The sequence below is a fragment of the Campylobacter sp. RM16188 genome (assembly GCF_012978795.1).
Taxonomy (GTDB): domain Bacteria; phylum Campylobacterota; class Campylobacteria; order Campylobacterales; family Campylobacteraceae; genus Campylobacter_A; species Campylobacter_A canis.
On sequence record NZ_LIWQ01000018.1, the window covers coordinates 1 to 25,707 of the forward strand.

Genomic DNA, 25,707 nt, shown 5'->3' on the forward strand with positions numbered 1-25,707 from the left:
ATCATGCACCCGCTGTCGTAAGTAAATTTATAAGCGTGATCTCGCTTTTTATGCCAATCAATCTTACCTACATCGGTAAATACGGTTTTATACCCGTCATTTATAGAAACTTTTGCCTTCGTCCATAGATACATTAAGGTATTATCATGCGAAAGATGACAAGCCGAGCACTCGGCTTTGACGCCAAGTTTGTTGTTGCCTCCGTGAACGTCGTTTTTATATGCCGTTACCATAGGATTCATAGTATGACACATAGTGCAGAATTTATCGCTTCCGGTATAATGAAGCATATCGGCGATACCGATTGATGATATTAAACCTATAAATATGCCAAGTACAACCGACCAAACAAAAAACTTCTTTTTCATACGGATCCTTCTTGTAACATTTTATTTTCTTTAAATATTATAATAAAATATTTAAATTATTATACCTAAGCCGGAATTAAAAATTATTGACGAAAATCAATTAATCTTAATTTGATATTAAATATTAGTTATCAAAAAAATCTTTAAGTTTATCTTCGGAAATACTGATGATTTTATTATTTGAGTCCAAATTTACAAGCTCTTGGGCTTTAAATTTAGCAAGTATTCTTGAGAAAGTTTCAGGAGTTATGTTTAAAATAGAAGCTATTTTGATGTGTTTTAAGGCATTAAAAAGATCAGAGTGATTTACTAAAAATTTAGCCACTTTTGCCTCCGAGCTTAAAACAAGCTCTTGATGGATAAGTTCGCTTGCGATTTTTAGTTTCTGAGATAGAGATTTTATGATGCTGACTGAAATTTTAGGATTGGATAAAAATTCTTTGTAAAATTTATCGTAATCTATCTTTAGCACTTCGCCGGAAGATACAAATATCGCCGTAGCGGGAAATTTGATATTTTCAAAATTCGCAAGCTCAGCGACAAAGGTCATGCCATTTAGCTGATGAAGGAAAATTTCCTTGCCCTTAGGCCCGATTTTATAAAGTTTCAGCGAACCTTTTATCATGAGATGAAGCCACTTTGACTCCTCTCCTTCCATAAATAAAAACTCGCCTTTTTTATATTTCTTAACTATGCTTATATCTTCAAGTCTTTTAAGTTCGCTTTCATTTAGCTCGTTAAAAAATCCTATTTGCCTAAGCATTCCTCTGTCCACTGCTGTTTTGATTATATTAAATTTTCATGAAGGAGAGCTCCTTCATGAAATTAATTTTATTTTCTAAGAAGATCTCTAATCTCAGTTAGCAATACTATATCTTCGCTTGGAGCGGCAGGTGCTGCAGGAGCAGGCTCTTCTTTTGGTTTTTTAAGTGAATTTATAGCCTTGATAACACAAAAAATACAAAATGCGATTATTAAAAAATCAACCGTAGTTTGAATAAACGAACCGTAATTAACCGTTACGGCAGGCGCTTCGCCGGCAGCTTCTTTAAGCACAAATTTAAGATCGGTAAAATTTACTCCTCCGGTTAAAACTCCAACGATAGGCATGATAACGTCGCCAACCAATGATGAAACAATCTTACCGAAAGCCCCGCCGATAACGACACCCACAGCCATATCAAGCACGTTACCGCGCATCGCAAATTCTTTGAATTCCTTAACGAAACTCATTTAGTACTCCTTGTGATTAAATTTTATTAGATATAAAATTCGATTTAGTTTTAAGACGCTAAATGAAAATCAAACTAAATATTGCGTTATTATAAACAATTTTGTTTAACACATTATTTACATACAAAATGCTATAATCAAGCCCAAATCAACTTAAGGAAATGCTCAATGTATCGTTTTGCACCCTCTCCTACGGGAGATATGCATCTTGGAAATTTGCGCGTAGCTATATTAAATTATCTTTGCTCTTTACAAGATAAAAGTGGCTTTATAGTGCGCATAGAAGATACCGATAAAGAAAGAAATATAGAAGGAAAAGACCAAGAAATTTTAGAAATTTTAACTAAATTCGGCATCAAATGGGACCAACTCTACTATCAAAGTGAGAATTTAAAATTCCACCGCCAGCTTGCTTCAAAACTAATGATAGATAAGCGAGCGTTTGCCTGCTTTTGCACTGAAAGCGAACTGGAAGCAAAAAAAGAAAACGCTAAAGCCAAAGGCATAGCATATCGCTATGACGGCACTTGCGAAAGGATGAGCAATGAAGAGGTTTTAGCCTGCGAAAAGCCTTTTGTAATCCGCATGAAAAAGCCAAAAGAAACGATGAAATTTACAGACGCTATCAAAGGCGAAGTAAGCTTTGAGCCTGAAAATGTCGATAGCTTTGTCATCATGCGTGCCGATAAAACCCCTACTTACAACTTCGCCTGTGCGACTGACGATATGCTCGAGGGCGTTACTTTCGTCATACGCGGAGAGGATCACGTAAGCAACACGCCTAAGCAAGAGCTTATCAGAGAAGGGCTTGATTACACGAGTAAAATTCGCTATGCACATCTGCCTATCATCTTAAATATAGAGGGCAAAAAGATGAGCAAGCGTGAGAACGAAAGTAGCGTAAAGTGGCTGCTTTCTAAAGGATTTATGCCGGAAGCCATAGCAAACTATATCATATCGCTTGGCTATAAAGCTCCTGTGGAAATTTTTACTATAAAGGACGCTGCACAGTGGTTTGACATCTCTAAAGTCTCGCCAAGTCCTGCGAAATTTGACATCAAGCAGCTAGAGCACATAAATAGAGAGCACATTAAGCTTGCTAGCAGTGAGCGACTTGCCGCACTTAGTGGATTGGATGAAAATTTAGCGGGTCTAATCAAATTTTATACCCAAGAGGCAAGCTTGCTAAACGAGATCAAGCAAAAGATAGAGGCGATATTTGCGCCAAAAAACATTCCTGATGAGTTTAAAAACGAGTGCGAGATCATAAAAGGCGCTGCAAATTCATTGAATTTAGATGAATTTCAAAGCTTTGACGAGTTTAAAAAGGCTTTAATGAGCGCTACAAATTTAAAAGGCAAAAGCTTTTTCATGCCGCTTAGAATTTTGCTTACAAACGAACAGCACGGACCTGAACTAAGTGAGTTATTTCCGCTCATCAAAGGAAATTTAAAGGAAATTTTAAAATGATTTTATCAACTCTCATCTCGGCCATAGCAAGTATTTTACAGATGGTTGTGCAAATTTACGTTTGGGTCATCATCATCTCAGCTATCGTTAGCTGGGTAAGACCCGATCCTTACAATCCTATAGTCCAGCTTCTTTATCGCTTAACCGAGCCCGTATATGCGCTTATAAGGCGCTTTGTGCCGACCGTATTTGGTGGCATAGATCTAGCGCCCATCATCGTGCTTTTGGCTCTTAAATTTATAGAACTATTTTTCATAAGGCTACTCTTTGAATTTGCTGCTTCGCTTTAGCCTTATCTTGTCCGTATTGAGCGCATTTGCTTTTGGCGGAGTAAAAGATTTTGAAGAGATAAAGGATAAGCCAAAGGGTTTGGCAAAAGATTACTATATATATAGATTAATCAGCGAAGGCAATTACACTAAAAAGCAAGTTGAAATTTTAAACGAAGATATTTTTAGGCGCTCTCCTACGATGCTAAAGGTTCTTGATACTATCATAAAGCCTAAAAAAGTCGCTTCAAACTGCGATCCCGTAAATGCTACAAATATAATGGACGCAAATTTAACCTGCCAAAGAACTCTGCTTAGAGTGCCTTTCATGATGAAGATAAAACAGGCCCAGAGGGCGCTTTTAGCCGATAAATTTGACGATATAGATAAAAACGTCGCAAGAAGACTAAGGGCGCTTAACGCTAAAAATGCCGCTTTAAAATTTGCCGATCAAAACGACACGGACGCGTTTATAGCACTATTTAACTCAAGCAGTCAAAAAGACAAAGAGAAATTTAACGTCAAATTTGAGCCTCATTTTATGAATTTACTTTCAAACCAAAAATCGTTTCAAAAGATCGCAAGCAGTCTTGTGATAGATAAAAAAATGGTTAAATTTAGAGAAAATTTCTTAAACATTGACGCTAACGCTTCAACCCAGCAGCACTCTTACATGCTAGGGCTTAATGCTATTTTACTTGATTCGCCGCACATCGCGCTTAAATTTTTTAAACAAGCCGAAGAGAGCTTTCAAAACCAAGGCGCAAAGGACGCCGCAATTTTTTGGCAATACCTCATAACTAAAAATCAAATTTTACTTGAAAAGCTAAACAAAAGTAGCGACATAAACATCTACACTTTATACGCAAACGAACTAACGGGCAAAGAAATTCCAAAAGTTTTTTCGCCGACACCTACCAAGCAAAAGCTTGAAGACTACGACATCAAAGATCCGTTTTTATGGCAAAAAACCTTTGCTATCGTAAAAGAAGTAAATGCTACTAAAGCTCTTGAATTCGCAGAGCTTTTCAACACCAAAGAAACACTTGGGCAGCACGCTTACTTCATGGAAAAAGCAAGCGGATATAAAGATCACTACTTTGTCATGCCGTTTTTAGAAGAACTTGAGGATATAAACGCAACCAGAAAGGCTACGATTTATGCTATCGGCAGGCAAGAAAGCAGGTTTATCCCATCTGTAATATCGACATCTTACGCACTTGGGATGATGCAGTTTATGCCCTTTCTTGCAAATCACATCGGCAAAAAAGAGCTTATGATAGAGGGCTTTGATCAAGACGATATGTTTGATCCGAGGGTTGCTTTAAAATTTGCAGATCACCACTTAAACTATCTTGAAAAATTCTTGCACCATCCGCTCTTTATAGCTTATGCATATAACGGCGGCATCGGCTTTACCAAGCGCATGCTTCAGCGCGGAGATCTATTTAACGAAGGAAAATTTGAGCCGTTTTTATCGCTTGAGCTTGTGCCATATGCCGAAAGCAGGCACTATGGCAAAAAAGTGCTTGCAAACTACGTTATATACTCGCACTTGCTTAATTCCAGTACATCGATTTTGAAACTTTTTGAAACTCTAAGCTCACCTGATTTGACGGATAAATTTCGAAAGAGAGATTAAGTTTATCCGAACTCTTTTCAGGTGCGCTTACTTCGATATATTTCCCCCACGGCATTTGAAATGTGATGAGCTTTAAAAGCTCGTCATTTTCGTCTAAAATTCTGGTTTTAATGCCGCTTATGTCGTTATTTAGACTAAAACTTTTTAAATTTACGTCAGCATCTTTTGGGTGGATGGCGATTATAAATTTCTCATCTTTGTTTTCTTTTATAAGCTCGCTATGAACGGGGTTTAGATAAGTTCCTAAAATCAAAATTTTAAAATCTTGTTTGATTATTTCACTCTTGCTCGTATAAGCCAAAAGCTCGTTTTTAAGAGGTTCGTGAATGACAATTTTATTAGAACACCCTAAAAAAGCCGTCATAAGAGCTAAGCATATCAGTAGATTTTTCATAATAATACCTTGAAATTTTTTCTTATTTTATCTTTAATTTGGGTAATTTTTGCTTTAAGAAAGCCTAAATTTGTTATAATCTTACGAAAATTTAGAAGTTGGAACTAGATGAAAAGATTGGCAATGGCGTTTTCAGGACCCTCAAATAGCGGCAAAACTACGCTTATATTAAAGGTGGGGCAAAAATTTATAAAAGACGGACTAAAGGTAGTTATCATTAAGCACGATCCGGGTGACAAGGCTCGCTTTGACGTAGAGGGAAAGGATAGCTATAGATTTAGCGAGATAGGTGCTGACGTGGTTGTACTAAGCCCCACGCGCACGACATACTTTTCAAAAGAGCAAAAGAGTCTTGATGAAGTAGTGTCTATGGTGGGCGAATTTGACCTACTGTTAGTAGAAGGGCTTAAAACCCTGCCGCTTCCTAGGCTAAGCGTGTTTAAAGACGAGATAAACACTGAATATATCGGATTTTCAAACGCGATCGCAAGTTATAAAAAAGAGTGTGAATTTGATATTTTAAATATGAATTTAGACGATATAGATACTATTTGTGAGTGGATTTTACAAAACGCAAAGGCTTTATGATGGAAAGAATTTTTGAAACAATTAAACAAATCGCCGTTAAAATCAGCAACGAGATAAAATTTGCAGATCTTGGCTACACCGATCACGCAAACGCCACTGGAGACACCCAGCTTAAGCTTGATGTGCTAAGCGATGAGATCATCACGCGCGAATTTGCAAATTTAGATTGTGTAAAAGCTCTAGTTAGCGAAGAAAAAGATGAGATGCTCTCACTAAACGAAAATGCAAAATTTATCGTAGCCTACGATCCGCTTGACGGCTCAAGCTTGGTTGATGTAAATTTTGCTATCGGCTCGATATTTGGCATATATGAAAACGAACTAAAACCTGAAAATTTAGTAGCTTCAGCGTATAGCGTTTACGGTCCTAGACTTGAACTCGTTATCTGCACGGATAAGCCAAAGCTTTATAGGCTCAACAAAGAGGGCAAATTTCAGTTTATAAAAGATTTGCAGCTAAAAGAAAAAGGCAAGCTAAACGCCACAGGTGCCACGCAAAAAGGCTGGAGCGATACGCACGCTAAATTTATAAGAGAGCTTTTTGAGCGAGGGTATCGCTTAAGATATTCAGGCGCAATGGTAAGCGACTTGCATCAAATTTTGCTAAAAGGCGGCGGGCTTTTTAGCTACCCGGCTACCACCGATGCGCCAAACGGCAAGCTTAGAGTGCTTTTTGAAGTGCTGCCTTTTGCCTTTATCTATGAGCGCGCAGGCGGAGTTACGAGTGACGGCTACTCTGCAAGTCTTTTTGATATAAAGATAGAAAAAATCCACCAAACCACACCATGCTTCTTTGGCTCCAAAGAGGAGATAAAGACTCTGCATGAATTTTACGGAAGCAAAAATGGCTGAAGAGCTTAAGCAAAAAGACAAATTCGAGCTTGAGCTTGATAACCAAATAGACATACTAAAGTCATGCCAATCTCAAAAAAACCTAACAAGCTGTTTTGCCTGCGAAAATTTATTTGAATGCGAAATTCGTAAAAATTATGTTGATGCCGTCTATAATTCAATGTCCAAGGGCAGCACCGGCGGATTTGATTTTTAATTAAGGAAGATTATGAAAGCTTATATAACAACACCTATTTATTATGTAAATGACGTTCCTCATATCGGACACGCCTACACTACGATCATCGCCGATACGATGGCTAGATTTGCAAGGCTTAAAGGCGAAGAGACGTTTTTTTTAACAGGAACCGATGAACACGGACAAAAGATAGAACAAGCTGCGCAAAAAAAAGGCAAAAGCCCAAAAGCATACGCAGACGAGATAAGCGCAAAATTTAAAGAGCTTTGGGATGAATTTGAGATAAGTTACGATCACTTTATCCGCACAACCGATGAGAGCCACAAACTAACCGTTCAAAACGCTTTTAACAAAATGCTTGAAAAAGGCGACATCTACAAAGGCGAATACGAGGGTTTTTACTGCGTTAGCTGCGAGACGTTTTTTACCCAAACTCAACTTTTAGATAACGAGTGCTGTCCTGACTGTGGGCGACCGACAAACTTAGTCAAAGAGGAAAGCTACTTTTTTAAACTATCAAAATACGAAGACGCCCTTCTTAAATGGTACGAGCAAAATGAGCAGTGCATACTTCCAAAAGGTAAAAAAAACGAAGTCGTAAGCTTCGTAAAAGGCGGGCTTAAAGACCTATCTATAACTCGCACCAGCTTTGACTGGGGCGTAAAACTACCTGCAAATTTAAACGAGCCAAAGCACGTGATGTATGTCTGGCTTGATGCTCTGATGAACTATCTTTCAGCACTTGGCTACACTAGAGACGGCGAGAAAATGGGCTTTTGGGAAAATGCGGTGCACTTAGTCGGCAAGGATATCTTGCGCTTTCATGCGATTTACTGGCCAGCGTTTTTGATGAGTCTTGATTTGCCGCTTCCTAAGCATATCGCGGCACACGGCTGGTGGACCAGAAACGGCGAAAAGATGAGCAAGAGCAAGGGCAACGTAGTCGTGCCAAAAGAGGTTGCAGACGCTTATGGGCTTGAAAATTTCAGATACTTTATGCTGCGTGAAGTTCCGTTTGGTCAAGACGGGGATTTCTCGCAAAAAGCACTTATCGAGCGCATAAACTCAGAGCTCAGCAACGATCTTGGAAACTTACTAAACCGCATAATCGGAATGAGTGGTAAATACTCAAACTACGAGGTTTCAAGCAAAGATGTAAAAAAATACCATAAAGAAATCTTGGACGAATCAACAGCTCATCTAAAAGCAGCTTGTGAGAATTTAGAAATTTTTGCCACAAATCGCTACCTAGAGGAGCTTTGGCGAGTACTAAATATCGCAAACGCAAGTATTGCAAAATTTGAGCCTTGGAATTTGATAAAAGAGGGCAAAAACGATGAAGCAAACGCTCTTGTAAGCCTTTGTGCAAATTTGCTTGCACGTGTAGCGATCTTGCTAAGTCCTGCGATGCCAAAGACTTGCGAAAAGATAGCTAGAGCGATGAAATTTGAAATTTCAACACAAAATTATCAAAAGATAATACTTGAAAACGAAGTTTTAGACTTTGTTTGCGAGCCTACGGCGCCGCTCTTTCCAAAGATAGAAAAAGAGCTTATGAGCACTCCTGTGCCAAGCATAGCCGAACTTAGCAAAGACGAAACGCCAAAGATAAAGATAGATGAGTTTAAAAGGTGTGTTATCAAAGTTGGAACTATCCTAGAAGCTGCAAATATCGAAGGCAGCGACAAACTGCTTAAATTCAAAATAGATCTTGGCGAAAGCGAGCCAAGACAGATCGTATCGGGAATTGCTAAATTTTATGATCCAAAAGAGCTTGTAGGCAAGCAGGTTTGCGTGCTGGCAAATTTAAAAGAGGCTAAGATATTTGGCAATATCTCTCAAGGCATGATACTTACGGCAGAAGACGGCTCGCTAGCGCTGTTAAGTCCTATCTCAAGCGTTAAAAACGGAGCGATCGTCGGCTAAATGATGAATATAGAAAACTTAAAACGTCTAATCAACGGCGGCAGCATGAACACGCCAAGTGTGACAAGCGTTGTTGATTTTTCGTTTGAGGCTAAGAGTATTCGCCAAGGGTACGCATATATAGGCATAGACGCTACGCAAGAAGACATCAATGAAGCTACGGCAAACGGGGCATACGCGGTCTTGGTCGATAAAGAGTGCGAGATTACCGACAAGGAAGTCGCATTTATCAGAGTTGATAATCTAAATACGGCCATCATGCGCTTGGTTCGCTTTGAGAGTAGCTCAAAAAGACTTAAATTCTGCTCTATAAATGCCGTTCAAAAGGCTATCTTAAAGCGCATGAGTCTAGCAAAAAACGCATCTATCCTTCCAACTGACATCAAAGAGCTCTTTATCAAAATTTTTCACGCCAAAGAGGGCGATACGTTCTTTTGCGATGATCTTAAAATTCTCTCTAAGGTTGCGCCTTTTTACGATACCGCATGGACAGATATGAGTGCTGAAGCCATAAATGAAGGCTCGATTTTCTTTACGACTCTTATTTGTAGCGGCATCTATTATCAAAATTTGGCTATATCCAAAGTCTTTAAAGGATTTTTAGCAGGGCTCATAGGATATCTAAGCAAAAACGAGATTGAATTTAGACTCGGTGATCTGCGAGGGATCGAGCACTTTGAGCCTATATTTATAGATAGAAATTTTAAAATCACTCCATTTGGAGCAAGCTTTAGGGCTTTTATAGTAGAAAACGACGAATCTCTTTTTGAGATGGAAGCAAATTTTTTAAGGCGAAATTTTAGTGAAATGATAGAAATTTGCGTTCCTGCTAATTTCAGATCAAATTTAGAACCAACCTTTGTTTTTAACGATTTAAGTGAACTTAAAAAGCTTACAAATTTCCGCTACTCGCTTGTTAAATGCCAAAAATCAGAACTGGAAGCGATGCTAAACAAGCAAGACAAAGAGGCGAATTTATTCGGATTTTAAGCGGCAATCCTGCCAAAATTAAATACAAAAAACTGCTTTTGATGACTTAGTCTAATTAATTTTACTTGTGTATTATAAATTCTCTTATCGACACTATTGATAAATTTACTTACCGATAGATTCTTTGCAAACTCCTGAGTTAAAAGCAAATTTGTTTAGCTTGTTGTTTTCTTATACCTTATCTCATCTCTTACGCCCGCTTGCTTAAATCCTCTAAGCCTAAGCAAGCAGCTATCACACTGCCCGCACGCCTCCTCTTCGCTCTCATAACAGCTCCAAGTAAGCTCTAAAGGCACTTTAAATTCCAAAGCCTTTTGCACGATATCAGCCTTTGTAAGATTTACAAGCGGGGTTTTTATCTCTATCTTTGTTTTTATAGCCGTGCCTTCGTTTATAACCGCCGTCATCTTATCTATAAACTCGCTCGTGCAGTCAGGATAGCCGCTTCCGTCAGCCTCTATCACTCCGATATATATCGCTTCGGCACCTTCTTTTTCGGCAAGTGAGGCGGCGATTGATAAAAATATTCCATTGCGATACGGCACGTAAGTTATGGGGATATCTTCTCCAAGGCTATTTTTAGGAACGTCTATAGATGTATCGGTTAGTGCGCTACCTCCGATATGAGCGATGAAGCCAACATCAAGCACCAAGGATTTGCTTACGCCAAGATCGGCGCAAATTTGATAAAAAGCCTCGCGCTCTTTTTTCATGGTGCGCTGATTGTAATCAAAATGAAGCGCTATTATCTCATATCCGGCACGTTTTGCCATATAGGCGCAAAGAGTGCTATCCATACCTCCGCTTATGATACAAACCGCCTTTTTCATCTGCTGCCTTTGGTCTAAATTTGATGTTTTGCTTTAAATTTGAGTTTATACATGCAAAATTTAGCTAAAATTATACTCAAATTTATCAAAGGAAGCCTTATAAATGATACTTTGCGAAGATGATTATCCTGAAATTTTAGATGAAATTTGCGAATTTTTAACAAGCGGCGACGTGGAATTAAGTTTCGTTGATAATGAGCAGATGAGAGAGATAAATCTAAGCCAAAGGGGTATCGATAAGACAACCGATGTGCTTAGCTTTCCGCTTGTTTATCAACTTCATTTGCCTCTTGGATGCGTTGTGATAAACACAAACTTGGCAGAGCAAAAAGCTGTCGAACTGGAGCATGAAAGAGATTCCGAAATAGCCCTGCTCTTTACGCACGGCTTACTTCACCTGCTTGGCTTTGATCATGAGATAGATAGCGGAGAAATGAGAGCTAAGGAGTGCGAAGTGATAGAGAAATTTAGCCTTCCAAAAAGCCTGATAGTGCGCACTATGGATGAAGATTAAGAGGCTTTCTTTTTCTCTTTTTTCTTCTCCTCTTCGAGTTTCTTTTTCTCTTCTTTTTCAAGAGTGCTTTCGATAACGTATTTTTGATCTATGTAGCCAAGCTCTATAAGCTTGTTAAAAATTTTAGCCGTAAGCGGTCCTGCGGCAAGTCCGCCATGTCCGCCATGTTCTATGATGACGGTTACGACATATCTTGGATTTTCATAAGGACCGTAAGTAGTCATCCACGCATGAGAGCGCTGAAGATACTTCATATCTTCTTCTTTCATACGTTTTTTCTCGGTTTGCGAAATCGCTACGACCTGTGCGGTTCCGGTTTTTGCAGCAAGCTTTAGCTTTGCCTCCTTAAAGTGCTTAAACGCCGTGCCTTTTTGGTGATTTGCGACCTCATACATCGCTTTTCTTATATAAGGAAGCTGTTTTTTCTCAAAAGCCGTGAATACATCATCACTTTGCTCAAATTTAGCCACCTCTTCACCCACGCTATGCAAAAAATGCGGTGTGATATTTTTGCCGGTTGCAAGCATGGCGGTATGTCTTGCTATCTGCATAGGAGTTACTAAGAAATTTCCCTGCCCGATGGAGCTATTTAAAGTCTCGCCGTGATACCAAGGCTGACCGTACTTTTGCATCTTCCATTCACGACTCGGCACGATTCCTATAAATTCATTAGGTAGATCAACTCCGGTTTTTTGACCAAAGCCAAGGCGCTCCAGCACCGGTGCGATAGCGTCTATACCGATTTTAAGACTACCTTTGTAAAAATAATCATCACAACTTTCTCTAATCGCCGAGTTCATATCTACAAAACCGTGTCCGTACTGGTTCCAGCACCTAAAATTTCGCCCGCCGACCTCAAGAGTGCCGCTACAATAATACCCCGAGCTTCTATCCATCTTGCCTGAATTTAAAAAAGCAAGCGCAACGCCCATTTTGATAACCGATCCTGGCGGATAATGCCCGTTTACCAGCTTATTTAAAAAGGGATGATCTATGCCGTTTATCAGCTCGTCCCATTTGGCTTTTGAAATTCCCGTCACAAAAGGGTTTAAGTCATACTCAGGAAAGCTTCCCGCCGCTAAAATCGAGCCGTCTCGCACATCCATCACGATAACAGCACCTGCGTCTTTGTCAAAAATTTCTTCCACATATCTTTGCATCTCAAGATCGATGCTTAGAGTGATATCTCTGCTCTTTGGATAGGTCATAGATATCTCTTCTACCTGCTCGTTTAGGGCATTTACCTTTATCTTCCTCACACCCTCCTCGCCTTGCAAGATAGAGTTGTAAAACCTCTCTATACCGCTTTTGCCCGTGTGATTAGTAAGCTTGGCGATAGGGTCGTTTAAAACGTCATCTTTGTTTGCTCTTCCTACGTAACCGATGATATGAGAAGCAAGGTGCGAATACGGATAATGCCTTTTGGAAGCGGGCTTGACGCTTAAAACCTCACGAAGCGAAAGCGAAGAGATGTGAGGTATCATCGTGTCATAATCGATAAAATTTATGATCTCGATGAAGTCTTGATTATAAGGCGAATCGGCTTTAATGTAATCGCGTTTTAGCTTGGTAACGTTTATATCTTCAAAAATTTGAGCCAAATTTAAAAGCTCTTCGTCTAAAATTTTACTCTTGCTTAAATGCGGCTTGACAGATACCGAAAATCCAAGACGATTTACCGCCACTGGATTTCCTTTAACGTCTAAAATTTGACCTCTTACAGGCGGGATGAATTGAGATTTTACTACGTTTTGCTCGGCAATCTCTTCGTAAATTTCGTTTGACTTGATACTAATGTGATAAATTCTAACAAGCAGCAAGATCCAAACGCTAAATATGACGGCAAAAACTATGCGCATTCTCATGCAAATCGCTCGCGAAATAAGATAGTCGCCAAAAGAGCTTCAAAGGCTATGTAAATAAAATACCTGTGGTCAAAATTTAGCATAGGTAAATTTGCTACGTAGCGCAATAGTAAAGTGATCAAACAAGTCATAAAGTATCCGCTTGCGACAAAAACTACAAGCAAAATTTCACGCGATTTAAATGTTACAAGCAGCCAATCAGAAACCAGATAATAAAACAGCAAAAACCCTATCATCGTAGAAAAAAGCGCATATCCATGCACCTGCTCGGCAAAAATCAGATAAAAGATAGCAAAATACCATCTTTTGTCGTACTTTTTGACTTTTTTATTCTTTTCGATATTTAAGATAATCATATAGGTAAAAAATATGCCTATAAGCGGCGGCAAGTAGGTAGCTACGCTTGTGGCGGCTTGATATACAAGCAAAAACGCCGTCCAAAGAGCGAATTTTAGAATTTGTAAATCAGAGCTATTTCGTCGCATACCGGAAAATGCTTGCATTTAATACAATCGGCCCAAATTTTTTGCGCAGGCAAATCAGACTTTGGAATTTCAACAAAACCAAGCTTTTCAAAGAAGCTTTTTCGGTAAGTTAGAGTAAAAACGGTCTTGATTTCATACTCTTTAGCCTCCCTAAGTATCTTTTGCACGAGCTTGCTTCCAACTCCGCCGCCTCTTAAATTTTTAGACACTACAAGGCTTCTAACCTCGGCTAAATTTACAGTATGTATATGAAGTGCACAAAACCCGACAACCTCTTCTTCCTTACCGTCTTCATGCAAACAAGCAAGCATATAAGACCTGATATTGGTTGAAATTTCATCATCACTTCTTGGCAGGATAAGTCCGCTTGCAACCTCTTCACGGACAAGCTCTTGCATAGCTTTTATATCCTTTAGTTTAGGCTTTCTGAAGTTTATTGCGCCGTTCATCTATACACCCAATGCGTTTTTTACTATCAGCTCATTAGCCTTATCAATGCCTATCTTTTTAAGAACGGATACAAAGTGAGCGTTTGGATAGGCCTTTAAAGCTGCGCTTTTTTCGCTTTGATTTAGTTTATCCGCCTTTGTTAGGATGTTTAAAATTCTCTGATCGGCTCTTAAAAAGCTTTGCAGGTAGTCATTTACATTTTTATCTATCTCAAGATCAAAATGCCTACTATCTATAAGATGAACGAACAACTTGATATTAGATCTTTGTTTTAAATATTCGTCTAAATTCTTCTTCCATTCGTTATGCATACTTTTTGCCACTTTTGCATAACCAAAACCGGGCAGATCGACAAATACAAGATTGATTCTTTGCTCATCGTATTCGTAGCCTACTTCAAAAAAATTTATAAGCTGAGTTTTACCTGGAGTAGAAGAGCTTTTGGCTAAATTTTTATGATTTACAAGAGCGTTTATAAGGCTACTTTTGCCCACATTCGATCGTCCCAAAAAAGCAACCTCGCTACCGCTAACAGGCGGAGCTAGGGAAATGTTTGGCGCCGAGATTAAAAATTTAGCATTAAGCGCTCTAATCACTTGTTCTTACTCTTTTCTTCAACCTGAAAGATAAATTTAACCGGCTTTTTGTTGCCGCTATTTACATTATACGTTCCGCTGTTTTGATTTACGGTTATCTTTTCGCCGTAGACTTTTTTATCGGTTTCTTCTTCGTGCAAAAAGCCGTTTCCGTTTATAGTGTATAAATTCGGCGCAGGCTCGTAAATAAGCTCGTTTCCGCTTCCGTTGTAATTTTTATTTTGTATGATGACTTTAAATTTGGCATCTCCGCTGGCTACATATTTAAGAGGGTTTCTTTTAGCGTCAAAGTATATCAAAACCTTATTTGCCGTTAAAATATCCTTGCCCTTTTTTATATTTACATTTCCGCTAAATTCGCTTATAAGCTTTTTTTCATCGGCGTAAAAATCATCGGCAGTTACCTCTACCTGCTCCGCAAAAAGAGCCGACAAACCAAATAAAACAAAAGCCCAAATTATCTTTTTTCCTCTATCCATGCGCGGATTCCTTTTACATATGTTCTTTTTAAATTTGTATCATATACCAAAGCATCACCTACGACTTTGTCGCCATTTTGAGTCATCACAAACGAAGTATCGGATACCGCGAGCTTTGATTTGATATCATACACCACTTCATCCGAGACAAATTTAAGCCCATCGCTACTTATATAATCAACGTTGCCTTTAAATTTAATCGTATCGTTTTGATAAAACGCCTTATCGGATGTTAAATTATGCTCTTTATTATCTTTTATAATCTCGGCTTTAAAGCTAAGAAATTCATCCTTATCGCTATACCTGTTCCACTCGTCAGCCTCGTATCTTGCGTTTATGATAGTGGAATTTAGCTCATAATCAATTACATCGTTTATCTTCATGCTCGCGATAGAATTATCAGGCTTTATACTCTGAGCATGATACGGATCTTGGATAGTCAGATAAACCATCGCTACGCTAAAAATAGATATAACGAAGTAAAAAATCTTTATAACCAACGCTTAGACCACTCTTCATAAAGATTTTCATGCTTTATCAAAATTTCAATCATCTGCCTAATCGCGCCATTGCCACCCTTAAAATCAAGCTTGGTTTTTACATCAAGTTCTTTTATGGCATTTTTTGGCTTGAAGCTCCACTTTACAGCCTTTAAAAGCTTATAATCGTTATAATCATCGCCTATAGCGGCTGCATTTTCAAAGCCTAGTCCTTCGAATTTTAAAATTTCTTCAGCTACGGCAAATTTATCGCTTACGCCTTGATATACGTGATCTATCTTTAAATTTTCAGCTCTTCTTTCTACGATTGCGGATTTTCTTCCTGTTATGATGGCTACTTTTTTACCGAGCTTAAGCCAACTTTCTATAGCGTATCCGTCTTTAACATCAAAGAACTTAATCTCCTCGCCGTTTGCACTATAAACTATCTTACCGTCAGTCATACATCCATCAACGTCTAAAAATATTATCTCTATCACAGCACTCCCTTTGTGCTTGGAACTCCGATTCTTTCGTTTTTAGCAAGCGCTCTTCTAAGAGCTACGGCTAGAGCTTTAAAGCTTGCTTCTATGATATGGTGAGAGTTTTTACCGCGAATTTTAGTTATATGAAGCGTGATATTTGCATTAAATGCAAGAGCTTGGAAAAATTCATTAACAAGCTCGATATCAAAATCACCTACTTTGCCATCGCTAATACTTTCATAAACCAAAAAAGGTCGGTTAGACAGATCAAGGGCGCAATCAACCGCCGCTTCATCCATTACGACAGTAGCCTCTCCAAATCTTTCTATCCCATTTACCGGATAAATGATCTCTTTTAAAAGCGAGCCTATAACTATGCCCGTATCTTCAACCGTATGATGAAAATCTATATGCAAATCACCTTTTGCAATAAGCCTCATATCAAACAAAGCATGCTTACCAAAAGCTTCAAGCATATGATCAAAAAATCCTATACCTGTGTTTATCTCGCACTTTCCGCTTCCATAAATTTCTAAATCTAAGCTTATATCGGTCTCTTTAGTCTTTCTTATCTTTTGCACGCTTACTCCCTTGCGATAAATGCGCCTTCTATATGTCCTGCCTCAATGAAGTCTCTGGCCTCGTTTTCGCTTCTAAATCCTGTTAAGAAAACTCTATAAATCGGCTTATTATCAAACGTATATTTTCTAATTTCGGCGGTATAGTTTTTAGTTGAGTGCTTATTTTTGTAAGTTGTAGCACCATTTAAATTTCTAAACGCTCCGATTTGAACCATAAATTCTCCGCCCACAAACACATCTTGCGGTTTTTGCGCTACAACTACGCCTCCGGTTGTCTTTTGCTCTTTTGTTGTACCAGAAGCAACTGTGGAGCTATCGCTTATCTTACCGTTAAATCCGATAACTTCCAAAAAGACAGGTGCGGTTCCAGCTGAGATCATATCTATCTTTGAAGCAGCGGTTTTTGAGAGGTCTATAACCCTGCCTGCCACAAAGGGTCCGCGGTCGTTTATACGCACCACAATGCTTTTTTTATTTTTTAAATTTACGACTCTAACCATTGTATTCATCGGCAAAGTCTTATGTGCGGCAGTCATATTGTACATATTATAAATTTCACCGTTTGAAGTTTTTTTGCCGTGAAAATCAGGGCCATACCAACTTGCAATACCGCTGGCCGTATCTCCTACGCTAACAACGGTAGGATAATAAGTCTTGCCGTTTATCTTATAAGGGCGCATAGTGGCTTCATGCACCTTTTTAGAGTTATTTATCTTTTCTTGTGTAGGCCCCTTTGGTCCGCTTGGTCCCAATATCCCGCTTACGACCGAACAGCCTGTAAAAAATATAACTATAAAAACACTAAGAAGCGTAAATTTTATACTATTCTGAGGTTGCAAGCTTTGCTCCGATAGAAGAATTTGAGCTCATCAAGCTATTTGCATCCTTTAAATCCTCAAAAGCTACATCAAATTTCTTTGCAACTTCACTTAAAGTGTCTCCACTTTTTACTATATATTCGGCTAGGTAATTAACATCTTGATCGCTAGGAATGACTAATTTTTGATTTGGCTTTATCTCGTTTGAAGCAAGAGCGTTATACTCCTTGATAATCTTATGACTTACGCCTGTTTTTTCAGCGATTGCAAGGAGCGTTTCGTTTTTGCCCACGGTGTAAATTTCAAATTTACGATTTTTAGCAACCTCGAAATTATTATCAAACATCTCTTTTTTATTTTTTGGTATATACATATAATACGGCTTATCAACAGGCGGAGTATAGACAAATTTAAGATGAGAGTTGTACTCTTTCATTCTTTTTAGACTAAGTCCGATACTGTCGCCTACCTCCATCAAAGTAGTTCCTCCGGGCACTTTTATCTTCTCAATCTCCATGCCCTTTGCATTTGTTATAAGCTCGGCATCTTTTGAACTAAGGAAGTTCTTATCGTTTGCGATATGCGCAACGGTTAAAATTTTCTTAACAAAATTTCTAGTTTCCTTTGGGATATAGCCTTTATTTGCATCAAGCAAGGTAGCTAAATCATCCGTCCCTGCCTTTTTAATAGCCGATCTTAACTTAGTATTGCCGCAGTTATACGCCATCATAGCAAGATACCATTTCCCAAATTCGTCTTTTAAGCTCTGAAGGTACTTGGTGGCAGCAATAGTTGCCGCGATAGGATCTTTTCTCTCGTCCGTATAGTTATCCACTCTAAGACCGTAAAGCCTTGCAGTAGGCGCCATAAACTGCCAAATTCCGATTGCACTCTTGCTTGATACGACATTATTGGAAAATCCTGATTCTATCATTGCAAGATACAAAAAAGACTCAGGAATACCTGAGTCTTTGATGATTTTTTGAAGAGTAGGTATGTGCCTATGTCCGTTTTTTAAAGTTTTTACGAATTCCTTCTTCTTGCTCTCTTTTATGCTATTTTTTATAGAGCTATAGTGTGGATTTTTCATAAATTTAGCATCTATATCAAACTCTTTTAATATCTTCTTTTGTATTTCTATATGATCTTTGTTTGCCGTTGATGCAGACAAAACTCCAAAACAGGTCATACACAAAAGAATTATCTTAAAATATCTCATTTTTCTCCTTGGTTTATGCTGTTTTAAAATGCCCAAAAAGCATCTTTGCATTCGATGTTGTTAAATTTATCAACCTCTCTTTATCTAAATTTAAAATTTCAGCCATTTTCTCAGCAACCAGCTGAGTATATATCGGCTCGTTTCTTCTACCCCTATAAGGTTCCGGAGAAAGATACGGACCGTCTGTTTCAATTAGTAACTTATCTTGTGGAATTTTAGGCAAAATTTCCACTAAATTTTTAGCGTTTTTAAACGTCAAAACCCCGCCTATGCCAAAATAGAAATTCCCGAATTTATTAAGTTCCAAAAGCAAAGGCGATGCGTTATAACAGTGCATTACGGCACCCACAAGCCTACTTGCATACTCTTTTAGTATATTAAAAGTATCCTCATTGGCATCTCTAATATGTAAAATAACAGGCATCTTTAACTCGCTAGCCAAATCAAGCTGAGAGATAAAAACCCTCTTTTGAAGCTCTTTTTCGGCTATTTTTTCACTATCATCTTTTGGCAATCTAAAATAATCAAGCCCGCATTCTCCGATAGCTATACACTTCTCATGACCGGCAAACTTACGAAGCGTATCGATATCTAAATCCTCTTTATTATATGGATGAACGCCTGCGGCAAAAAATACATTATCAAATTTCTCAGATATCTTAGCAGCTTTTGGTAAATCATTAATATCAGCCCCCGGGATTAAAACCCCTCCCACGCCTGCGTTATAGGCATTTTGCATGACCGCATCAAGATCGTCATCATATCTATTATCGTCAAGATGACAGTGAGTATCTATGATCACAGATTTATCTCCACACGGTTTCTTCCGTTTTTCTTAGCGGCATAAAGAGCCTTGTCTGCAAGCTCCAGCATTTCATCTACGTTAGATTCGTTATCTCCGAATGCCAAACCGATAGAAACGGTCATTTTAATACTCTGAGTTTTAAGAGTAACCATACTTGAAGCTATCACAGCTCTTAAATTTACAAAAAATTTAACCGCCTCTTCTTGAGGGATATTTTTAAGCACTACGCAAAATTCCTCGCCGCCAAATCTTGCCACTATATCGCTTCCCTTTGTGGCATCCATAAGCTTCTTGGCTAAAAATTTAATCGCTTTATCTCCGCTATCGTGACCATATGTATCATTTATCTTTTTAAAATGGTCAATGTCTATCATGGCAAGTGCGTAGTTTTCATTTTTTTGCTTTATTTTTTTCAGATATTCTTCTATATTTTCGTAAAAATAACGCCTATTGCAAGCTCCTGTCAAGAAGTCGTGATTAGCAAAATTTGCAATTCTTTCTATATTTTCCATGGCTTCTATGGTGTTATTTACTCTAGATATCAGCTCCTCTTTTTCAAAAGGCTTTGCTATGAAGTCATTAGCGCCGCTTTTAAGAAATACGGCTGCATTTATCTCGTCCTTAGGAGAGGTCATTACGATAACCCCCAAAGAGTTTTTATCTTTATCTTTTCTTACCTCTTTTAGAACTTCAAGTCCGTCTTTAACAGGCATTCTATAATCTGTAATAATGAGCTTTATATCGGGATTATCTTTAAAATAGCTAAGAGCTTCTTCGCCGTGAGCTGCGGCAAATACTTCAAACTGCAAGCTTTTTAAAATTTTTTTCGAGCTATTTCTAAAAGTCAAAGAATCCTCAATAACCATTACTTTATATTGCCTGTTTTGTCTAAGGCGATTAATCATATGAAATATATAATTTATATCCTCCATATTACCTTTATAAACATAATCCACAATATCTTTATGTATGAAAGTCTCTCTTGTTTTATTATCCATACTTCCTGTTAAAACTATGCTTGGCAAGCCTTTTAAAATCACATAATCAACAACTTCACCGTTTGGAGCATCGGGCAAATTTAGATCAAGCAACGCTATAAAATAATCATTTGGATTTTTTAAAAATTCCTGCGCCTCTTTTAAACTATAAGCTATATCAACCTCCATATCGACGTTGTCTTCCATCTTTTTAGCTATTAGTTTTGCAAGTGATTTGTTATCCTCTACTATTAAAATTCTATTTTTTTCCATAATTTTATGTTACCTATTAAATTTTATATTTAAACTATATTAACTTTTTTCAAAAGCGTTAGATATTATCATCTTTTTTCTTTTTTAAAAATAAAATTTCGGACATAACTACCCGTCTAAAAGTTGCTTGGCAAATTCCATCGCCTCTTTGCTCACGGTCTCTCCGCTTATCATTCTTGCAAGCTCAGATATTCGTTCGCTATTTTCAAGCTCTCTTACGATCGATTTTTCTTCAAATTTTTCAACCAAAAAGTGAGAATTTGCCTTTGAGCTAAGCTGAGGCTGATGTGATATAGCAAAAATCTGATAGAATTTAGCTAAATTTAAAAGCACATTTGCGATACTCATCGCCTCTTTTCCGCTTAAATTCGCATCTATCTCATCAAGGATTATGACCCCTTCTCCGCTTCCTGAAATTTGCGTTTCACTTGCTATAAAGGCAAGTCGCAAGCGGTTTAGTTCGCCCGAGCTTAAATTTTTTAAATTAGTCTCGTTTAAACTCAAAGCTATCTGGTCAACGCCGAATTTATCAAGCGGCTTTTGGCTTATTTTAAGAGTGATTTTGCTCATATAAAGCTCTTTAAGATATGAATTTATAAGCTCTTCAAGCTCTTTTAAATTTTCACTCCTTGCTTTTGTAAGCTTGCTTGACATATCGTTAATCTCACTTTTTAAAGCGTTAAATTTAGCTTCAAGCAAGCTCTTTTCAAAGCTTATATTTTCATATTTACTAAGCTCGGCTTTTCGTTTTTTTAAAGTTTCAAGCGCTTCTTCGATGCTTGCGTATCTGCGAATTAGCGAATTTAGTGCTTCGATCCTATCCAAAACGCTTTCTATATCAATATCTTCAAGCTCATCCATATTTAGGTTGTCGCGCGCTATTCTAAGCTCGTTCATGCACTCCTCAAAAAAGCTAGCATCTATATCGCTGATATTTAGCGCATCTATGACGGCTCTTTCAGCCTGAAATACGGCTTCGACCCTACTCCAAGCTTCATTTATCTTATCTTTTTTACTAAGGCGTTTTTTGATCTCCATAAGCTCTTCAAATTCGCCTACTTTTGGGCTAACCGACTCTATTTTTGATATCTCAAAGCTTGCAAATTCCTTAAGCTCTTCAATCCTTCTTTCATCTTCTATTATATTTTGCAACTCTTTTGAGATTTGATCAAATTCCTTAAATTTTGCCTCAAATTCCTGCTTAAATTTTAAAAATTCTCCGTTTTTTTTACTTTCGGCGATATCAAGCAAATTTAAAAATCTCTCGTTTTCAAACTCGTTTATCTCTTTGGCGGACAGATATTTTATATGCTCTTTTGCAATTGAGGCGAGATTTTTCTTTGAGATAGCCTGAGAGTTGATAAAATACCTTGTCGCCTTATCTCTAAACAGTTTAAAAGTATTTATCTGCTCGCTTTCAATCCCATACTCCTCGGCACTGAATTTATACTCCACATCCGCTTCAATCAGCTTTGCGTCGCTATCCTTAAGCCCAAAAACCGCCATTATCGCGCTCATTAGCACTGATTTACCAGCACCGCTTACGCCGGTAAATACGCTAAGCCCTTCTTTAAATTTAAGCTCAACGCTATCAAAATTTAGATATTCCTTTATCAAAAGCCTCTCAATCATTATAACCCCAGTGAAGTTTTTCTTTTAAAATTTGAAAGTAATCCCTGCCGATATGGCGGATAAATTTTGCCGATTTTTCACTCAAAGCAACGCTAACACTATCTAAATTTGACATGTTAAACCTATCTTGCCCATCGACAACCAAAACAGCATCGCTTTGGGTTTTAAATTTCATCTCAAACCCTCTTGGAAGCACTACAGGACGCTGAGTAAGCGAATGAGAGCATATCGGAGTAACTGCAAAAACATCACTTAACGGATAGATGATAGGTCCGTTTGCGCTCATGTTGTAAGCAGTCGAGCCAATCGGCGTTGATATAAGCACGCCGTCGCCAAAATACGAGTTAAAATCTTTTCCGTTTAAAAGCGCATTAATATGAGCCATAGAGCCTGGCTTCAAGCTTAGTATCGCGGCTTCGTTAAAGGCTATCTTTTTTACCGTATCGCCGCTTTTTTTATGCATAAATACATCAAGCATAAACGGGGTTTCGATATCGAATTTTCCCTCAAAAAAGTCTTTAAAAAACTCTTCGCACTCATCCATCGTGATATCGGTTAAAAACCCAAGTCTTCCTGCGTGAATTCCAAGCACAAACGGTGAAATTTCTGCACTCTGTCTGCAAACGGATATGATCGTGCCGTCTCCGCCTAAAGAGATTAGAAAATCACAATTTTTAGCCAAATTTATTAGCTCAAAACCCTGTTTATCAACCTCTTTAGCGCAACTTTTTTCAAGCAAAATTTCTACACCGTATTTGGCTAAAATTTTCTCAATCGTCTTTAAATTTTTAGCCAAATCGGCATTTATCTTAGCTATAACTCCGACTTTTTTTACATCGGCAATATTTAAATTTCTTTCTTTTTTCATAGTTTTGATTGTAGCATATTTTGGTTTAAAAGCTCGGCAAAAGCAAAATTTGAGTATAATCAGGCTTTCAAAAACGAATTTTAAGGAGTATCTAATGCGAAGCCATTATTGCGCAGAGCTTAGTGCGGCGGACATCGGCAAAGAAGTCGATCTTTGCGGCTGGGTCAATACGTATAGAGACCACGGCGGAGTTATCTTTATCGATTTAAGAGATAGAACAGGGCTAATCCAGCTGGTTTGCGATCCTGCCGATAGCATAAGCGCTCATGAAATAGCGTCAAAAGTTCGCGACGAGTATGTTTTAAAAATCAAAGGCAAGATAAGAGCGCGTGGCGAAGGACTTGTAAACCCAAGGCTAAAGACCGGTGAGATCGAAGTGGTAGTAAGCGAAGTAAAGATAGAAAATCCAAGCGAACCGCTTCCGTTTATGATCAACGATAACTCGGTGAATGAAGACATCAGGCTTAAATACCGCTTTTTGGACTTAAGAAATGAGCGCTTGCAAAATATCTTTAAAATGCGCTCAAAGGCTGCGATTGCTGCTAGAAACGCACTTGACAGGCTTGGCTTTATAGAATTTGAAACACCTATCCTAACTCGCGCTACACCTGAAGGCGCAAGAGACTATCTGGTGCCAAGCCGCGTATATCCGGGACAATTTTATGCACTTCCGCAAAGCCCTCAGCTATTTAAGCAGCTTTTGATGTGTTCGGGCTTTGATAAGTATTTTCAGATAGCAAAATGCTTTAGAGATGAGGATTTGCGAGCTGATCGCCAGCCTGAATTTACGCAGATTGATATCGAGATGAGCTTTATTAAGCAAGATGATATCTTAAATATGGCCGAAGAAGTTCTAAAAGACATCTTTGCAGCCTGCGGATATGATGTCAAAACGCCGTTTAGACGCATGAGCTACAAAGAAGCGACCGAGACATACGGCTCGGATAAACCTGATCTTCGTTACGATCTAGCTATGGTTGACGTGATTGATATATTTGCTCGCTCGACAAATGAAATTTTTAGCTCTATCGCAAAAGATCCTAAGAAAAACCGCATAAAAGCGCTTAAAGTTCCAAACGGAGACAATATATTCAGCAAACGAGAGATGAATAGGTTTGAAGAATTTGTGCGCAAATTCGGAGCTCAAGGCTTAGGATACTTCCAAATGAAAGAGGACGGTCTAAAAGGTCCGCTTTGCAAATTCTTTGAAGAAAAAGACCTTCAAGAGATAGTTGATAGATGCGAGTTAAAACTTGGCGATGTCGTATTTTTCGGTGCAGGCAAGAAAAAGATAGTACTTGACTATATGGGAAGATTTAGAATTTTCTTAGCTGAGCAAATGGGAATCATCGATCAAGACAGAATGGAATTTTTATGGGTGCTAGACTTCCCTATGTTTGAACAAAACGACGACGGAAGCTACTCTGCAATGCACCATCCGTTTACCATGCCTAAAAATATAGACGAAGAGGACTTAGAAGATATCCTATCCATAGCTCACGACGTTGTGTTAAACGGCTTTGAACTAGGTGGAGGAAGCGTGAGAATCCACAAAAACGACGTTCAACAAAAGGTATTTAAACTTCTTGGCATAGACGAAGCCGAGCAAAGAGAGAAATTTGGCTTCCTGCTTGACGCGCTTAGCTTTGGAGCGCCACCGCACGGAGGTATCGCGATAGGATTTGATCGCCTTGTGATGCTGGCTACTAAATCAACCAGCATTCGCGACGTCATCGCATTCCCTAAAACACAGCGCGCACAATGCCCTATGACAAAAGCGCCGAGTGAAGCAAATTCCGAGCAACTTCGAGAGCTTGGACTTAGACTAAGAGAAAAAACCAACTAAGGAAATTTGATGAAAAAACTATTTTTGATAATCGGAGCACCGGGAAGCGGTAAGACAACAGATGCAAATTTGATCGCAAAAGGCGATGAGAGCTTTACTCACTACTCCACGGGCGATCTGCTTAGAGAAGAAGTTGCAAGCGGAAGCGAGCTGGGCAAACTCATAGACAGCTACATCTCAAAAGGAAATTTAGTCCCTCTTGAAGTGGTTGTAAATGCAATAATAAGCGCTATAAAAAGCTCAAAAACGCCAAATGTAGTGCTTGACGGATACCCTAGAAGCGTTGAGCAGATGACAGAACTTGATAAAGTTTTATCCGCTCAAAACGAGATCTTGCTAAAAGGCGTTATCGAAGTGGACGTTAGCGAAGATGTGGCTAGAGAGCGTGTGCTCGGACGTGCAAGAGGCGCTGATGACAACAACGAAGTCTTTAATAACCGCATGAAAGTATATCTTGAGCCGATCGGCGCAATCCGAGAATTTTATTCAGGCAAAAATTTGCTTCACGAGATAAACGGCGAAAGAACGATCGATGAGATCGTACAAGACATGAGAAAACTAATAAATTCACTTCTATAAAACTACTAAAATTTAAT

The 25,707-nt window shown here is 38.5% G+C and carries 30 protein-coding genes; 11 read left to right on the top strand and 19 right to left on the bottom strand.

All coding sequences use genetic code 11. The annotated features are described in order from the left end of the window. From CDOM16188_RS09860 to mscL, 3 genes are all read right to left on the bottom strand, one after another. Positions 1–368 (bottom strand): NapC/NirT family cytochrome c (locus CDOM16188_RS09860; RefSeq protein ID WP_172201830.1); only part of this gene is annotated, 368 nt, incomplete at its 3' end. Between the two features lie 124 nt (positions 369–492). Further along, positions 493–1,131: a Crp/Fnr family transcriptional regulator gene (locus tag CDOM16188_RS09865; protein WP_172201832.1), complete on the bottom strand. Its 639-nt coding sequence runs from the start codon at positions 1,129–1,131 to the stop codon at positions 493–495. 68 nt (positions 1,132–1,199) lie between these two features. Next, on the bottom strand, positions 1,200–1,601 hold the full coding sequence (gene mscL / locus CDOM16188_RS09870) for a large-conductance mechanosensitive channel protein MscL (RefSeq protein WP_169942514.1): 402 nt from the start codon (positions 1,599–1,601) through the stop codon (positions 1,200–1,202). Between the two features lie 168 nt (positions 1,602–1,769). Between mscL and gltX the strand changes: the two genes are divergently transcribed. From gltX to CDOM16188_RS09885, 3 genes are read left to right on the top strand one after another with little or no spacing between them, the layout of a single operon-like run. Further along, positions 1,770–3,071 (top strand): glutamate--tRNA ligase, encoded by a 1,302-nt coding sequence (gene gltX, locus CDOM16188_RS09875; protein ID WP_172201834.1) that lies wholly within the window; start codon positions 1,770–1,772, stop codon positions 3,069–3,071. Then, positions 3,068–3,361 carry a YggT family protein gene (locus tag CDOM16188_RS09880; protein WP_169942518.1) on the top strand — a complete coding sequence of 98 codons (294 nt, stop codon included), beginning with the start codon at positions 3,068–3,070 and terminating at the stop codon, positions 3,359–3,361. Before gltX ends, CDOM16188_RS09880 begins: the two co-directional genes overlap by 4 nt. Further along, a complete protein-coding gene (locus CDOM16188_RS09885) occupies positions 3,339–4,982 on the top strand; it encodes a lytic transglycosylase domain-containing protein (RefSeq protein WP_172201836.1) in 1,644 nt (547 codons plus the stop codon). The genes CDOM16188_RS09880 and CDOM16188_RS09885 overlap by 23 nt, the downstream gene beginning before the upstream one ends. On the opposite strand, the gene CDOM16188_RS09890 is transcribed toward CDOM16188_RS09885, so the two are convergent. Next, positions 4,900–5,376: a hypothetical protein gene (locus tag CDOM16188_RS09890; protein ID WP_253908185.1), complete on the bottom strand. Its 477-nt coding sequence runs from the start codon at positions 5,374–5,376 to the stop codon at positions 4,900–4,902. The genes CDOM16188_RS09885 and CDOM16188_RS09890 overlap by 83 nt on opposite strands. 108 nt (positions 5,377–5,484) lie before the next feature. On the opposite strand from CDOM16188_RS09890, the gene mobB reads away from it, so the two are divergent. Genes mobB through CDOM16188_RS09915 form a run of 5 tightly spaced genes read left to right on the top strand, consistent with a single transcriptional unit; the run spans position 5,485 to position 9,909 of the window. Further along, on the top strand, positions 5,485–5,964 hold the full coding sequence (gene mobB / locus CDOM16188_RS09895) for a molybdopterin-guanine dinucleotide biosynthesis protein B (protein ID WP_172201837.1): 480 nt from the start codon (positions 5,485–5,487) through the stop codon (positions 5,962–5,964). After that, complete coding sequence (locus tag CDOM16188_RS09900) at positions 5,961–6,815, top strand: class 1 fructose-bisphosphatase (protein WP_172201838.1); 855 nt, start codon at positions 5,961–5,963, stop codon at positions 6,813–6,815. The genes mobB and CDOM16188_RS09900 overlap by 4 nt, the downstream gene beginning before the upstream one ends. Continuing rightward, positions 6,808–7,011 (top strand): hypothetical protein, encoded by a 204-nt coding sequence (locus CDOM16188_RS09905; RefSeq protein ID WP_170018665.1) that lies wholly within the window; start codon positions 6,808–6,810, stop codon positions 7,009–7,011. Before CDOM16188_RS09900 ends, CDOM16188_RS09905 begins: the two co-directional genes overlap by 8 nt. A gap of 12 nt (positions 7,012–7,023) precedes the next feature. Continuing rightward, positions 7,024–8,919, top strand: a complete 1,896-nt coding sequence (gene metG, locus CDOM16188_RS09910) for a methionine--tRNA ligase (protein ID WP_172201839.1) — start codon at positions 7,024–7,026, stop codon at positions 8,917–8,919. Between the two features lie 3 nt (positions 8,920–8,922). Next, on the top strand, positions 8,923–9,909 hold the full coding sequence (locus CDOM16188_RS09915) for a ferrochelatase (protein ID WP_172201840.1): 987 nt from the start codon (positions 8,923–8,925) through the stop codon (positions 9,907–9,909). Between the two features lie 155 nt (positions 9,910–10,064). Here CDOM16188_RS09915 and queC read toward each other — a convergent pair whose 3' ends face one another. Next, positions 10,065–10,739: a 7-cyano-7-deazaguanine synthase QueC gene (gene queC, locus CDOM16188_RS09920; protein ID WP_172201841.1), complete on the bottom strand. Its 675-nt coding sequence runs from the start codon at positions 10,737–10,739 to the stop codon at positions 10,065–10,067. Between the two features lie 103 nt (positions 10,740–10,842). On the opposite strand from queC, the gene ybeY reads away from it, so the two are divergent. Then, positions 10,843–11,253, top strand: a complete 411-nt coding sequence (gene ybeY / locus CDOM16188_RS09925) for an rRNA maturation RNase YbeY (protein WP_172201842.1) — start codon at positions 10,843–10,845, stop codon at positions 11,251–11,253. Here the strand turns inward: ybeY and mrdA are convergent. From mrdA to CDOM16188_RS09995, 14 genes are all read right to left on the bottom strand, one after another. Continuing rightward, positions 11,250–13,118: a penicillin-binding protein 2 gene (mrdA, locus tag CDOM16188_RS09930; protein WP_172201843.1), complete on the bottom strand. Its 1,869-nt coding sequence runs from the start codon at positions 13,116–13,118 to the stop codon at positions 11,250–11,252. The two genes, ybeY and mrdA, sit on opposite strands and share 4 nt — an antisense overlap. Beyond that, positions 13,115–13,621: a hypothetical protein gene (locus CDOM16188_RS09935; RefSeq protein WP_253908186.1), complete on the bottom strand. Its 507-nt coding sequence runs from the start codon at positions 13,619–13,621 to the stop codon at positions 13,115–13,117. The genes mrdA and CDOM16188_RS09935 overlap by 4 nt, the downstream gene beginning before the upstream one ends. After that, on the bottom strand, positions 13,570–14,052 hold the full coding sequence (locus tag CDOM16188_RS09940) for an N-acetyltransferase (RefSeq protein ID WP_172201845.1): 483 nt from the start codon (positions 14,050–14,052) through the stop codon (positions 13,570–13,572). Before CDOM16188_RS09940 ends, CDOM16188_RS09935 begins: the two co-directional genes overlap by 52 nt. After that, positions 14,053–14,649 carry a ribosome biogenesis GTP-binding protein YihA/YsxC gene (yihA, locus tag CDOM16188_RS09945; RefSeq protein ID WP_172201847.1) on the bottom strand — a complete coding sequence of 199 codons (597 nt, stop codon included), beginning with the start codon at positions 14,647–14,649 and terminating at the stop codon, positions 14,053–14,055. Next, positions 14,646–15,128 (bottom strand): lipopolysaccharide transport periplasmic protein LptA, encoded by a 483-nt coding sequence (lptA, locus tag CDOM16188_RS09950; protein WP_172201849.1) that lies wholly within the window; start codon positions 15,126–15,128, stop codon positions 14,646–14,648. The genes yihA and lptA overlap by 4 nt, the downstream gene beginning before the upstream one ends. Further along, positions 15,107–15,628, bottom strand: a complete 522-nt coding sequence (gene lptC, locus CDOM16188_RS09955; RefSeq protein WP_172201851.1) for an LPS export ABC transporter periplasmic protein LptC — start codon at positions 15,626–15,628, stop codon at positions 15,107–15,109. The genes lptA and lptC overlap by 22 nt, the downstream gene beginning before the upstream one ends. Beyond that, on the bottom strand, positions 15,619–16,107 hold the full coding sequence (locus CDOM16188_RS09960) for an HAD hydrolase family protein (RefSeq protein WP_172201853.1): 489 nt from the start codon (positions 16,105–16,107) through the stop codon (positions 15,619–15,621). The genes lptC and CDOM16188_RS09960 overlap by 10 nt, the downstream gene beginning before the upstream one ends. Next, positions 16,104–16,673 (bottom strand): imidazoleglycerol-phosphate dehydratase HisB, encoded by a 570-nt coding sequence (gene hisB, locus CDOM16188_RS09965; RefSeq protein WP_172201855.1) that lies wholly within the window; start codon positions 16,671–16,673, stop codon positions 16,104–16,106. Before hisB ends, CDOM16188_RS09960 begins: the two co-directional genes overlap by 4 nt. Before the next feature lie 2 nt (positions 16,674–16,675). Further along, the gene (locus CDOM16188_RS09970) at positions 16,676–17,512 is read right to left on the bottom strand and encodes a septal ring lytic transglycosylase RlpA family protein (protein WP_253908187.1); all 837 of its coding nucleotides are present in this window, start codon (positions 17,510–17,512) and stop codon (positions 16,676–16,678) included. Further along, the gene (locus tag CDOM16188_RS09975; protein WP_172201857.1) at positions 17,496–18,710 is read right to left on the bottom strand and encodes a lytic transglycosylase domain-containing protein; all 1,215 of its coding nucleotides are present in this window, start codon (positions 18,708–18,710) and stop codon (positions 17,496–17,498) included. Before CDOM16188_RS09975 ends, CDOM16188_RS09970 begins: the two co-directional genes overlap by 17 nt. 13 nt (positions 18,711–18,723) lie before the next feature. Continuing rightward, positions 18,724–19,512, bottom strand: a complete 789-nt coding sequence (locus tag CDOM16188_RS09980; protein ID WP_172201859.1) for a TatD family hydrolase — start codon at positions 19,510–19,512, stop codon at positions 18,724–18,726. Next, the gene (locus CDOM16188_RS09985) at positions 19,509–20,765 is read right to left on the bottom strand and encodes a diguanylate cyclase (protein WP_172201860.1); all 1,257 of its coding nucleotides are present in this window, start codon (positions 20,763–20,765) and stop codon (positions 19,509–19,511) included. Before CDOM16188_RS09985 ends, CDOM16188_RS09980 begins: the two co-directional genes overlap by 4 nt. Positions 20,766–20,873: 108 nt before the next feature. Further along, on the bottom strand, positions 20,874–22,397 hold the full coding sequence (locus tag CDOM16188_RS09990; protein ID WP_172201862.1) for an AAA family ATPase: 1,524 nt from the start codon (positions 22,395–22,397) through the stop codon (positions 20,874–20,876). Beyond that, entirely contained in the window at positions 22,390–23,265 is an 876-nt protein-coding gene (locus CDOM16188_RS09995) for an NAD(+) kinase (protein ID WP_172201864.1), read from the bottom strand. Before CDOM16188_RS09995 ends, CDOM16188_RS09990 begins: the two co-directional genes overlap by 8 nt. A gap of 94 nt (positions 23,266–23,359) precedes the next feature. Between CDOM16188_RS09995 and aspS the strand changes: the two genes are divergently transcribed. Together aspS and CDOM16188_RS10005 are read left to right on the top strand one after the other, a co-directional pair. Then, positions 23,360–25,111, top strand: coding sequence for an aspartate--tRNA ligase (aspS, locus tag CDOM16188_RS10000; RefSeq protein WP_172201866.1), 1,752 nt, complete (start codon positions 23,360–23,362; stop codon positions 25,109–25,111). A 9-nt stretch (positions 25,112–25,120) separates the two neighbouring features. Next, the gene (locus tag CDOM16188_RS10005; RefSeq protein ID WP_172201868.1) at positions 25,121–25,690 is read left to right on the top strand and encodes an adenylate kinase; all 570 of its coding nucleotides are present in this window, start codon (positions 25,121–25,123) and stop codon (positions 25,688–25,690) included. Positions 25,691–25,707 lie beyond the last annotated feature (17 nt).